Here is a 12,520-nt window from a genome sequence, read left to right on the forward strand (position 1 = left end):
ATTAATTTTACTTTCACAGAGTTAAAAAGTCACCTTTTGAGCATAGTCAAAGTGCCGTTAAATAGGTGAATATTTTGGAATTCAGTTGGATCTAAGCTAGACTTCCCAAAACTAAATTAAATCGATTAGAGTTAGGCATATCGCACTAATTAGGCTGATTTCTTCAATATATTAGGAGGAGTATCAATTGCAATATTCAAGATATTTTGCATGGCTCTCAACGCTGATACTCGTAGCCATTTCTATTGCTTACGATAGCCCCCTTAGCATCCTCTTTATAGCCTTATTTCTAATTGGTCTTGCAGACGTGATTCAAGACCGTCACTCGATTTTACGTAATTACCCTCTGATTGGGCATCTGCGTTTCATGCTGGAGTATATTCGCCCGGAAATTCGTCAATACTTTTTAGAAGATGACGAAGAGAAAATTCCTTTTTCTAGAAATCAGCGGGCGATGGTTTACAGTCGCTCAAAAAAGGCAAATGATAAAAGAGGTTTTGGTTCAACCAAATTAATGTATGGTCCAGATGGAGAGTGGTTAGGACACTCTAATTCCCCGCAGCATCCTGATCCTACAACCTTTCGTATTCAAGTGGGTGGGCCTAGTTGCTTACAGCCATATTCATTGTCGATTTTTAATATCTCAGCAATGAGTTTTGGCGCTCTTTCTTCCAATGCCATTAGAGCGCTCAATAAGGGTGCAAAGCTTGGCGGTTTTGCACATGACACTGGTGAAGGATCGATATCTCCTTACCATAGAGAGTTTGGTGGCGACATCATTTGGGAAATTGGATCTGGATATTTTGGTTGTCGAAATCAAGACGGAACTTTTTCTGAAGAAAAATTTACAGAGCAAGTTGTAGATCCACAAATTAAGATGGTAGAGATTAAGTTATCTCAGGGCGCTAAGCCTGGGCATGGCGGTGTTTTACCCGGCCCTAAGGTCACTGCGGAAATTGCTATAACGCGTGGCGTTCCCGCTGGTGAAGATTGCGTTTCCCCGGCTAGTCATACGGCATTTTCTTCGCCAGTAGAGTTAATGCAATTTATTGCTCGCTTAAGAAAGCTCAGTGGTGGCAAACCCATCGGCTTTAAGTTGTGTATTGGCCAACCATGGGAGTTTTTTGGAATTGCAAAGGCAATGCTAGAGACCGGAATATGCCCGGACTTTATCGTGGTCGATGGTAGTGAAGGTGGTACAGGCGCAGCACCAGTCGAGTTTACCGATCATGTTGGTATGCCCTTGCGCGAGGGCCTGCGCTTGGTGCACAACACGCTGGTTGGCATCGGCAAAAGAAAAGAGATAGTTGTAGGCGCATCAGGAAAAATTATTTCTGCTTACGATATTATTCGAGCAATTGCCCTAGGCGCAGATTGGTGTAATTCTGCAAGGGGCTTTATGTTTGCTTTGGGATGCATTCAGTCAAGATCTTGCCATACTGATAAATGCCCTACTGGTGTTGCCACACAAGATCCGCTTCGTCAAAGAGCGCTGGTTGTTCCTGATAAGGCTGAACGAGTTCATGCATTTCATAACAACACGATGCAGTCTCTTGCTGAATTGATTGGCGCAGCTGGGCTTGCGCACCCCAGGGAAATTACATCTGATTATCTGATGTGTAGGGATGCGTCTGGTAAAGCAATTCCGCTTTTCTCTAAATTGCCGACTGTAAACCCAGGTCATTTATTGCAAAGAGTTGATAGTATGTCTGGCCTTCCTCAAGAATATGAGCTGTATTGGAATAGGGCGTTGACCAATAAGTTTGGATTGGCGCCGCTTATATGAGTGCTCTCAACATATATAGCCAAAAACTATCTTGATGTAAGCTTTAATTTGGCACACATTAATATTCATAAATTTTCAACTTATCTATGACGAGTAAAAATCTATTCTTAGCCAGCATCTTTATGTTGGCCAATGCGCTTGTAGATGTTAGTGCCAACTCAAGCGCAAATAGCCATGGCAATAATTCGCAAAGCGCTAGTAAAACTAAGCAGAGCGCAGCAAGAGATATTTCTTACTCTTGTTCAGGTGAATATGTAAAGCCTGAAAGCATTAAAATTTTGTGGTCAGAGCTTAATTACAATTTACCTATTACTGTATTAGATGGATTTAATTCTGAAACGTGTATTGGTAAGGCGACAAAAAATACTTTTACCTGGGACCGAGGTACTAGCCAAGCATCTTTAGATCGGCGCACTGGCACACTCACCATTAAGCCTAAAAAAGATGGCATCTCAATTTCATTGAAATGCATTGTGGTTGAATAGTGTTAACACCTAAATTCTTAGTCATGATCCCTTTCCTTTTAGTAGTACTCTGAGCTCATTTACTTCGTATTACTCGGCTATAGTTCTAGCAATTACCAGTCTTTTACCTACCCTCTCAAATGAATATGAAAAAAACTTTATTTACTTTGACTTTTGGCCTTACTTTTGGGCTCACTTCGATTCCGGTTTTGGCTGATCCACCTCTTCCACCGTTTTATGAGTCTGTTACGAAGATGGCTCCAAATGGCAAGCTAGGTCAGATCATCAAGAAGGAGCAGATCAAAACTTCAGTTAAGGGTGCTCAAGCTTGGAGAATTGCTTACATATCTTCAGATGTTGCTGAACGTAAAACAATTGCGACAGGGACGATCATTTCACCTATCGGACGCGCTCCGAAAGAGGGTAGACCCATCATGGCTTGGGCTCATGGTACTACTGGGTCTGCGCAAAATTGCGGACCGTCCCAAATTATCGATCCCACTGCGCCACTCAATGAATATTTTTTACCTGACGGTAATTCATGGACTGATTACGGCATTGCAAATGTAGAGCAGTTTATTAAAGAGGGTTATGTAATTGTTGCTACCGACTATCAAGGCTTGGGCGGTGGCGGAAAGCATCAATACGCCGTAGCCGCAACCAATGGTAGAGATGTTATTAATTCAGCAAGAGCGGCCAGTTCCATGAAAGAGGTGGGAGCAGGTAAAAAGACTATTGTTTATGGTTGGTCTCAGGGTGGCGGGGCAACTATTGCTGCTGCAAGCATGCTGGATTACCAGGCCCTTCAGGGAACGGTCGCAGATAACCTTGAATACTTAGGTTTTGTGGGTTTGGCCCCAGACGATCAGGCAGTGTTGTTGCAAAATCCTCCGACTGATGAAGCGGGCGCCACCAAAGTCATTAACGAATTTACCCAAGCTAACATTCCCAATGTATTTCTATTTGCTCATTATGTGATGGGTCTTTGGGGTACTCAGGCCGCATTCCCCAATCTAAAGTTAACGGACATCTTGACTGATGAAGGTGCAGGATTTGTTGATAAGTTAGCGACAAATAAATGCGTGCACGTCATGGCAGATTCATTTAATTATGCCTATGGCGATCAATATAAAACCTTGATTAAACCCAGCGCTACCAATGCATTGGCTTGGATTAAAGGTTTTGTTGACGGCAGCGTAAAACCAGTTAAGCCAGTAGCACCTGTTGTTATTTACTGGGGCACAAAAGATACTGCAGTTCCTCCATTTGAGCATGAGCTGTATCAAAAGCAGATGTGCGCTATGGGGGCCAACGTTGGAAGAGTTCAGTTGCCAGGTGAACAAACCCACTTTGGAACTCCTGGTGTTGCGGCGCCAATGTATCTTGAATGGGTCAAGGATCGTATCGCCGGAAAGCCTTTGGCAAATGGATGCCCTCAAAGCTAGTGCGGGTAATTTATTTAAATAAAAAGCCACCTTTGGGTGGTTTTTTATTGTTACTCATTCGGTGAGCCAATATTTAATTTGCCAAAGTGTTATGCAAAACGACGCCTAGCCTGCAATCTCAGCGTCTTATGGGGTTCGGTTTAAAATATGGCCATTACTAATTGGTTCCAATTTTTTATGAAAATCAAATACACATTTATTAAATCTAGTCTCGCATTTTTCGCTCTAGCATTTGCTATAGGTGCAGGTGCGCAAACAATCAACCCTATGCCAAAGGTGAGTGATGATTGGCGTTTTTCTGTCAGCATTAATGCTTGGGCGCCAGAAAGTTGGACAACAACAACCGCTGGGAAGCTATCAAAGTCGACTTATTCCTCTATTAGTGACAATCTAAATAGCGCAGGTGGTTTTGCGCAATTGACCGGTGAAGCTCATAAAGGTAATTGGGGTGTTATGGCTGATTTGGTTTACTGGCAAATGTTAGGCAGTGGAAGTAAAACACGGTATGTGCCAAGTAGGGATGATGCTAGTCTTTATGCGGGCGTAAACGGCAAGGATACTCAGACAATCTTGACAATGGCCGCTACCTATACTGCTTACAACTCCAATAGCCTTTATTTGGATGGTTTGGCTGGCGCGCGTTACATTACTTCTACCACCACTCTAGATGCGACTGCTAAGCTTGCGCTTGATGGAACTACTGTGGCTTCTGCTGCTAAATATCCTTCTGCCACTAATCAAACAATCGATCCTGTGATTGGTTTCAAAGGTCGCGCTAGAATCGCCGATACTTCATGGTTTGTTCCTTTCTATGCTGATATTGGTAAGGGCCCAAGCTCTAATAACGGAACTTGGCAGACCCTCATTGGTATAGGTAATGCCTATTCTTGGGGTGATGTAACTTTGGCGTATCGCGCAATGGGCTTGCATCTAAATGGCGCCGTAGGTAAAACAAACTATACGAATGCTGGACCGCAACTTTCAGCGACATTTAATTTCTAAAGGACTGCTTGCATGTAAATAAAGCCACCTTCGGGTGGTTTTTTTGTGTGCTTGGTTGCGCAAAAGAAAAAGCCTCAAGATTTCTCAAGGGGCTTTTGTATAACTGGAGGGTCGGGCGAGATTATCTGTATAGTGGTATTAGTGCGATTTATGCATGATTCTTTCAATATTTATCGGGGGTTAAATGCAGAAACTTGGGATATTTTTATGCGCTGCAATAAGTATTTCTGCGGCATGTATTGCTGCTCCACAGGAGCCTATTTATTCAATGGTTGAGAAAGAGCAAAAGCCTTACTTAAGTACTTTAAAAGAGCTGGTTTCAATTGAGTCAGGTAGCAGGGATCGAGAAGGTTTGGACAAAATTTCTCAACTGATTTTTAATCGCCTTAAGGCGCTGGGCGGGCAAGTTGAGTTCATTGAGCCCGATGGAAAAATGTACCGCATGCATGACACGCCAGAGAAACCTGGTCGTATGGTCAAAGCAGAATTTAAAGGTACTGGCACTAAAAAAATTCTCTTGATTGCCCATATGGATACTGTGTATCTCAAAGGTATGTTGGCAAAACAGCCTTTTAGGATTGATGGTGATCGTGCCTACGGTCTAGGTATATCAGATGACAAGCAAGGCATTGCCTTAATTTTACATACGATTGATAGCTTGAAAAAGCTGAAATTTAATGAGTATGGAAAAATTACTGTACTGATTAACGGCGATGAAGAAATCAGCTCACCAGCTGCTCGCGCCTATTTTGCGAAGTTAGGTGCTGAGCATGACGCTACCTTCTCTTGCGAGGCTTCGCAAGCAAAATCTGACCGTATTGCTTTGACTACCGCAGGAATTGCGGCGGTCAATTTAAATATCACCGGAAAAGCATCGCATGCAGGCTCTGCGCCCGAGTTAGGGCGTAATGCGCTGGATGAGTTGTCATTCCAGATTCAGCAGATGCGAAATTTATCTAATCCCAAGGAGGGGATCAAGATGAACTGGACCTTGGCAACAGCGGGCACCAATCGCAATGTAATACCTGCAAATGCTTTTGCTACTGCCGATGTGCGTGTGATGAAAAAAGACGATTTTGATGTTGTGGAAAAAGAAGTGCGAGATCGTGCCAAAACACAGCAAACACCTGATATAAAAGTTGATGTAGGTTTTGAGCGTCGCCGTCCACCTTTGGTAACCAGCCCGCAATCATTGCAAATGGCTGAATATGCAAAAAGGGTTTACGCCGAGCTTGGACGAGATTTAATTTTGGGAACAGTGGCTGCTGGTGGTGGCACTGATGCTGCATTTGCAGCCCAAGATACTCAAAACCCAGTCATTGAAAGTATGGGCGTTCAGGGATTTGGTGCGCATTCAAATGACGATGAATATATCTTGCTGAGTTCCATTACGCCAAGAATGTATCTGCTTTCGCGCCTGATTATGGATGTGTCAAAAGGCAAGGTAGGGGATAAGAATTAAGCTGCTACCGATATGCTCCAAAAGAAAAGCCACCTTTAGGTGGCTTTTGTATAACTATGGTTAACTCCCATTAGTCTTTTCTTAGGGGTGCGTTCATTATTCTTTAAGTCCAATTTCATTTATGTAAATGCCTAGAGCAGTATTCACATAACGATTTCGATATTCCACAATAGTGTCACCATACGTATAGGCAAATCGAGTAATTTTTAGAACGGGATATCCCTTTTTGAGGTTTAACTCTTTCACGGCGAAGTCTGGTGTCTTGATAGCCTCAACTTGCTCTTGAATTCTGACGATCGTCATCATGAACTGGGATTGATAGAGCGAGTAGATGGAGCCTTCACGGCCCTCAAAATTCTTTTGTGTAAGCTTGGCAAATTTCTTCTGCGGAAGCCAAATGCGATCATACATTGCAGGCTCATGATTGATGAGACGCAAGTTATCAATCATGAATAAGGTATCACCTTCCCTAACTTCTAAAGTATTTGCCAACTCTTGACTTGCCAAAACTTTTTTAAAGGATAAGAGCTTTGGCTCCACTCTCATTTCTTCTTGTTGCTTACTTGAAAAATTGAAGAAGGTGCTGAATTGGTTATGTTGCTCATGAGTTGCAACTGTTGTCCCAATTCGGGCGCGTCTGATTAAAACATTTTCAGAGACTAAGTCTTCAACTGCTTTTCTGACCGTTCCGATGCTCACTGAAAATAATTTTGCTAGCTCGGGCTCTGTGGGAATTTTGGAGCCAGGGGGCCATTCACCCGACTTTAATTTAGCCAAAATTTTGCCCCTTATGGTGTTGTAGAGGGGCTGGTCTATAGCGCTTTTGCTGTTCATCTAAGCGGTCTTTTGGTTAGGCATCACACTATTTTACTAGAATTTGACCTATTTTTTGACATTCATATTAATCATATATATGATTAATATGAATGTACTTAAATTACCAAAACCACAAGGGAGTTGATTTATGTCGAATTTGATTAAACATATTGCAATGCGCGTATTGGATATAGAGGAATCTAGAAAATTTCATGAGACCGTATTTGGCTACAAACATGTCAATACCGTTCTACGGAAAGGAAAGCATGGCGATCATATTTCCTGTCATATGACAGATGGATACATGGATTTAACTTTGATTCACTATGAAACACCTAATGCGGATGAAGCTGATTTTGCTGGTCCAGCACCTTGTATACATCATATTGGAATGGAGGTTGAAGATCTTGATGCTTTTATTAAAGAGATTAAAGCCAATGGCGGCGTGATCTTGACTGAGCCTGGTCATTTGCCTGTGAAGTTTCGCTCGCCAGGCGGTCCAGTTGCTGAGGTAGTTCCCATGGAGCGTTGGGAGGCAAAAACTTTAAGTGCTGGTGTCCACGGAAAAGTATTGGCTTAATCGCCATATCTCATTGGCGATCAAAATGAGTCAAATATCTGCAGGCCGCAGATCCATATTGCAAATGGGTATTGGCGGAGTTGGATTGGCATTAATTGGTGCGGCGACATCACAGGCTAAAGAGGTATGGCCAACAGGCAAGCCCATTAAAATTATTATTCCGGCTCAGCCTGGTGGGGGGTTGGATCTTATTGCTCGTACGATGGCGGATAAATTATCTCAGGCAATGGGTACCCCATTTATTGCTGAGAATATGGGTGGCGGTGGTGGAACAATTGCCAGCCTCACAACGGCTAGGGCTGCTCCTGATGGACAGACCTTTATGATTGTGAATATTAGTACTCATGGCACTAATCCGGCTATACGCAATCTTCCATATGACACGATGAAAGATTTTACCCATGTGGGAATGGTTGGCGGGTCGCCGAATGTGTTGGTCGTTGGTCCCGAATTAAGCAAAGCCAACTCAATGGAGAGTTTGCTTGCTGAACTCAAGAAGCGAGGTAAGCCGGCAACATATGGTTCGGCGGGACCTGGAACGTCTTCACATCTTTTGGTTGAGCAATTAAGTGTTGCAACAGGCATTCCTTTTTTGCATGTCCCGTATCGCGGCATTGGGCCCGCCATGGTTGATGTGATGGCGGGTAGAACTGATATGGCGTTTCCAGGCTTGATTGCTGCGTTGCAATTTATTAAAGCAAGCCGATTAAAAGCATTGGCAGTTAGCTCGCAACTACGTATGCCACAAATACCTACGGTTTCAACCTTTGCTGAGCTCGGTATGTCTGAGTTTTCGAGCTTACAGTGGTATGGTATATCTGGTCCAGCTGGAATCCCGGCTCACATTGTGAATACACTCAATGTTCAAATGAATAAGGTTCTTAAAGATCCGCAGGTGGTATCTAAGTTTGAGGCCGAAACATTAACAGTAATGCCAATGACCCCGCAACAATTTACTGCTTTCATAGACAAGGATGCGTCTAAATGGAAAAAACTTGTGAAAGATCGTGGCATTGAAGTCGACGCTACTTAACTAGATGGTTAGCTGATTTGAAATTTTCAAAAGTGAGTCCTAATGATAATTAAAGCTCTGCGGCAATTTTGGTTCTGTGTTGGTATAGCAACTTTTGCTGCTCAAGTATTTGCGGCTGATTTAAGGGTGATGATATCGGCTGGATTTTATGGGGTTTACGAGCAAATGGCCCCAGAATTTGAAAGACAAACAGGCTACAAATTAATTACAACCCGTGGTCCCTCCATTGGCGATTCACCTGAGGCGATTCCCACGCGTCTTGCGGGTGGGCAGCAGGCCGACCTGGTTATTTTGGACGGCGAATCTGCTGAAAATTTGGCAAAGCTTGGATTTGTTAAACCAGATTCAATAGCTATTTTGGCTTTTTCTCAGATTGGGGCTGCCATAAAGCAGGGGACGCCAAAACTGGATATCAGTAACGTGGAGCAATTTAGAAAAACACTCTTGGCGGCAAAATCAATCGCCTATTCGGATAGCGGTAGTGGTACATACATCGCTAACCAGATGTTCGGTAAATTGGGAATCCAGGATCAGGTTAAGGATAAAAGTATTAAAGTTCGCGGCCCTCCTTCCGGTGAGTCTGTTGCTGCGGTCGTCGCTCGCGGTGAAGCTGAGATAGGTTTTCAGCAGGTTAGCGAAATTATTCATACACCAGGCATTACTTACTTAGGCCCTATCCCAAAAGCAATGCAACCAGGCTTTAGTTTTGCGGCTGGCGTCACGAGCAATTCGATTCAGGCCAAAGGTGCGTCGGAATTGATTCAATTTTTAAGCGCTCCCAGCATGGGGCCAGTGATTTCGAAAGCGGGTTTGATTCCCGCAAGATAAATGAAATTCCATGTTGTTGTATTGCAACTTGGCACCCGTAATTTGTTGGGGATTGCAATGTTTGTCGGGTTACCCGATAAAAATATCTAGCAAGCCCGCATCTATGGGGGCGAGATTGATGCACATCAATCAAGGTGATTGATTGTCTACAAAGTCCTTGTTTTGGTTGTAAGAGGATCATAAACTGAGCAATTAATAACAGTTACCAAGGGCTTATGTATTTTTCGGTAAAAGCCAAGTACTTACTCTCACTCACCTTCTCATTAATTTGGTTAAGTTGTTCTTTATGGCTATCTGCGCCATGGTATCAAGACCTCTCTTTGCAAATTGGCAAATTTCTAGCGTACTTTCTAATTACATTTATAGCAATCATTCCTGGATTTATGAATGCTTTTGTCGCAGCTGCAATGCTGCTGGATAAGCGACCCAAGGTGATTGCAGATCAACACTATCCGCCAGTAACAATTCTTATTGCTGCTTTTAATGAAGAATCTGTCATACAGGAAACGCTCGTAGGAATTTTTAAACAGGATTACCCGGCTGATGTGAGGATTATTGTTATCAACGACGGCTCCCATGATCAGACTGCAGAAATTGTTAAGAACATTCAACGAGAACATTCAAATCTTGAATTGATTGATCTGGAGCAGAACGGTGGTAAGGCTGCGGCATTAAATAAGGGTTTAGCAAAATGTACAACTGATATCTTGATTTCAATTGATGCTGATAGTTATATTTTGAAAGATGGAATTCGGCATCTAGTAGGCCGCTATCTTTCAGATCCTACGGATACTAAAGCTGTCGCAGGCGAAATTCTAATACGCAATTCTCGAGAAAATTGGATTACTAAGGCGCAAGAGTGGGATTACTTTTTGGGGATCGCAACGGTTAAGCGCATTCAATCATTATTTCAAGGAACATTGGTGGCACAGGGCGCTTTTTCTCTGTACGACAGAAAAACAGTTCAAGAGCTGGGTGGTTGGCCAGAGATGGTTGGTGAGGATATTGTATTAACCTGGAAGATATTGTTGGCAGGTCATCGGGTGGGTCATGCAGAAGATGCGCTTGCATTTACGGATTGCCCTAATACGCTCAATAAATTTATTAAACAAAGACAGCGTTGGTCACGGGGGCTGATCGAGGCCTTCAAAGAAAACCCACTGATTTTGTTTAAGCCAAGATTAACAACCTTGTATGTATGGTGGAATACCATGTTTCCTTTGATGGATATTGCTTATACGCTTGGCTTTATACCGGGGTTAGTTTTGGCATGTTTTGGTATCTATTGGATCGTTGGTCCAATGACATTGACGTTGCTACCAATGGCATTCTTGCTTAACTGGCAGATGTACCTTAGGGGTCAAAAAATGTTTGAAGCAGAACATCTGCATGTGAGACGAAATATTTTTGGGTTTGTCTTCTATGTGTTTGCATATGGATTGGTTCTTCAGCCTGCCTGTGTTTATGGTTATTTTTCAGAATTCCTCAATTTAAAGAAAACATGGGGAACAAAATGAAACGATATCCATCTCTATATGGTTATTTAATATTCATGCTATGGGTGCCAATAGCGTGGGCTGAAGACAGCCCAGAACAAACTAAGCAAGCACTTTCAGTGCCTGATGTTTATATAGCGTCTGATAGCGAAAATTTCTCTACCTATAAATACCGTGCGGGGTATTTGCCATTATATGAGCATGGTGAGAAATATACGGGCATTACCTATCAACATAATTACTTCACGCAGGGCTCGTGGAATTCTTCGGCTGAGCAATACACCTTGCTAACCAAGTCGATCAATCCACGAACAGCGCTTGGATACAACCTTAATATTGGATATAACACTGAAAATGGCCATCAGTTAATAACGACAGATAGCAACTATGGTTTTCGAGCAACAGACACCACCAAGCTAGAGGTATTGCTGAACCGTGATCGAGTTGAAACACAGAACTCTTTAAATAATGGAATTTATTACACGCTGGGCGGGGCAAGCATTGAACAGCAGATTATTGAGCGATTATCACTCGTGGCCATGGGTGCCAATATGTACTTTCAGATACAAATACAAGGCCCACATTTAGAGCAAAGCTAATTTATGATTTAATTCCTGAGTATGGATTAACGGCCCAGTTACGGTATCGTCAGTACCGCGATACCAATATCAATGTGGCTAATAATTATTTCAACCCTTCAACGTATAACGAGACCATGGTTGCCTTTGGCTTTAGAAAACGTATGGAAGGATGGGTGGTTAGTGGCACAGCAGGTCTTGGAAGGCAAGCTGTAAATCAAGATCCCAGTACAACTACACAACTTTATGAATTGGCTGCTACTAGCCCTGTAGCATCGGATAGCTATTACTTTAAAACTAGGGCAGGCTATGGAAAATCCGCAGGATTCTTAGGCCCAAATTACTTTTATCGTTATGTAATGGAAGAGCTTATTTTCCCGTTCTAGTTTTCAAAGCGCAATTTGATTCCGCCCATTATTTTTAGCTCTATACATTGCATCATCTGCCTGTTTGAGCAAACTGATCCCTAGGCTATCTATTGAATAGATTGAGTCGATTGGAATGAGTGTTGCAATACCAATGCTAATTGTAAGTCTGACAGGACGGTTGCTGGTTTGTGCGAAATTAGTAGTTTGTTCAATCTCTTTGCGTATGCGTTCGGCAATAATGCTGGCAGACTCTTGATTTGTTTCCGGCAAGATAACAATGAATTCTTCGCCACCGATGCGTCCTAGATGATCATTCACGCGAAGTAGGTTCTTAATGGACCTTGTTAGGGAGCAAAGTACCTCGTCTCCAATAGCGTGACCATGCTCGTCATTAATCAATTTAAAGCGATCAATATCTATCTCAAGTATTGAAAGGTGATTTTTAGATCTAAAGGACCGTTTAATTTCATTGGAGAGCTTATAAAGTGACTCTGTGCGGCTTAGGCATTTAGTAAGGGGGTCAATTTGGGATAGCGCTATTAATAGATCATTATCCGAATTGATTCTGGACATTAACCGATGAATTCCAATAACACCAATTAAAAGAGCGGTAGATATTAGCAAGGAAAGTATCGAGTCTAAGAGATTGAAATGACTTGTTT

General features: G+C 42.6%; 13 protein-coding genes. 11 read left to right on the forward strand and 2 right to left on the reverse strand.

Annotation, left to right across the window (positions count from 1 at the left end):
* The first annotated feature begins 187 nt into the window (after positions 1–187).
* The 5 genes from DCO17_RS03385 (at position 188) to DCO17_RS03405 (ending at position 6,159) form a co-directional block, all read left to right on the forward strand.
* A complete protein-coding gene (locus DCO17_RS03385; RefSeq protein WP_173955400.1) occupies positions 188–1,786 on the forward strand; it encodes an FMN-binding glutamate synthase family protein in 1,599 nt (532 codons plus the stop codon).
* Between the two features lie 86 nt (positions 1,787–1,872).
* Positions 1,873–2,271, forward strand: coding sequence for a hypothetical protein (locus DCO17_RS03390; protein WP_173955401.1), 399 nt, complete (start codon positions 1,873–1,875; stop codon positions 2,269–2,271).
* Positions 2,272–2,396: 125 nt separating this feature from the next.
* On the forward strand, positions 2,397–3,695 hold the full coding sequence (locus tag DCO17_RS03395) for a lipase family protein (protein ID WP_173955402.1): 1,299 nt from the start codon (positions 2,397–2,399) through the stop codon (positions 3,693–3,695).
* Between the two features lie 177 nt (positions 3,696–3,872).
* Positions 3,873–4,697: a hypothetical protein gene (locus DCO17_RS03400; RefSeq protein ID WP_173955403.1), complete on the forward strand. Its 825-nt coding sequence runs from the start codon at positions 3,873–3,875 to the stop codon at positions 4,695–4,697.
* 184 nt (positions 4,698–4,881) lie between these two features.
* Positions 4,882–6,159, forward strand: a complete 1,278-nt coding sequence (locus DCO17_RS03405) for a glutamate carboxypeptidase (protein WP_173955404.1) — start codon at positions 4,882–4,884, stop codon at positions 6,157–6,159.
* A 96-nt stretch (positions 6,160–6,255) separates the two neighbouring features.
* Here DCO17_RS03405 and DCO17_RS03410 read toward each other — a convergent pair whose 3' ends face one another.
* Positions 6,256–6,993, reverse strand: a complete 738-nt coding sequence (locus DCO17_RS03410; protein WP_173955405.1) for a GntR family transcriptional regulator — start codon at positions 6,991–6,993, stop codon at positions 6,256–6,258.
* Positions 6,994–7,123: 130 nt separating this feature from the next.
* Between DCO17_RS03410 and DCO17_RS03415 the strand changes: the two genes are divergently transcribed.
* The 6 genes from DCO17_RS03415 to DCO17_RS03440 all read left to right on the forward strand — a co-directional run bounded on the left by DCO17_RS03415 (position 7,124) and on the right by DCO17_RS03440 (position 11,876).
* A complete protein-coding gene (locus tag DCO17_RS03415) occupies positions 7,124–7,555 on the forward strand; it encodes a VOC family protein (RefSeq protein ID WP_173955406.1) in 432 nt (143 codons plus the stop codon).
* Positions 7,556–7,580: 25 nt separating this feature from the next.
* Entirely contained in the window at positions 7,581–8,588 is a 1,008-nt protein-coding gene (locus DCO17_RS03420) for a Bug family tripartite tricarboxylate transporter substrate binding protein (protein ID WP_254598808.1), read from the forward strand.
* 42 nt (positions 8,589–8,630) lie between these two features.
* Positions 8,631–9,416: a substrate-binding domain-containing protein gene (locus DCO17_RS03425; RefSeq protein WP_173955407.1), complete on the forward strand. Its 786-nt coding sequence runs from the start codon at positions 8,631–8,633 to the stop codon at positions 9,414–9,416.
* Positions 9,417–9,631: 215 nt separating this feature from the next.
* Entirely contained in the window at positions 9,632–10,933 is a 1,302-nt protein-coding gene (locus DCO17_RS03430) for a glycosyltransferase family 2 protein (RefSeq protein ID WP_173955408.1), read from the forward strand.
* Complete coding sequence (locus DCO17_RS03435) at positions 10,930–11,511, forward strand: hypothetical protein (RefSeq protein WP_173955409.1); 582 nt, start codon at positions 10,930–10,932, stop codon at positions 11,509–11,511. The genes DCO17_RS03430 and DCO17_RS03435 overlap by 4 nt, the downstream gene beginning before the upstream one ends.
* A 74-nt stretch (positions 11,512–11,585) precedes the next feature.
* Positions 11,586–11,876 (forward strand): hypothetical protein, encoded by a 291-nt coding sequence (locus tag DCO17_RS03440; protein WP_173955410.1) that lies wholly within the window; start codon positions 11,586–11,588, stop codon positions 11,874–11,876.
* A 3-nt stretch (positions 11,877–11,879) separates the two neighbouring features.
* On the opposite strand, the gene DCO17_RS03445 is transcribed toward DCO17_RS03440, so the two are convergent.
* Positions 11,880–12,431 carry a GGDEF domain-containing protein gene (locus DCO17_RS03445; RefSeq protein ID WP_173955411.1) on the reverse strand — a complete coding sequence of 184 codons (552 nt, stop codon included), beginning with the start codon at positions 12,429–12,431 and terminating at the stop codon, positions 11,880–11,882.
* Positions 12,432–12,520: the final 89 nt, after the last annotated feature.

It is taken from the genome of Polynucleobacter tropicus (assembly GCF_013307225.1).
GTDB lineage: Bacteria > Pseudomonadota > Gammaproteobacteria > Burkholderiales > Burkholderiaceae > Polynucleobacter > Polynucleobacter tropicus.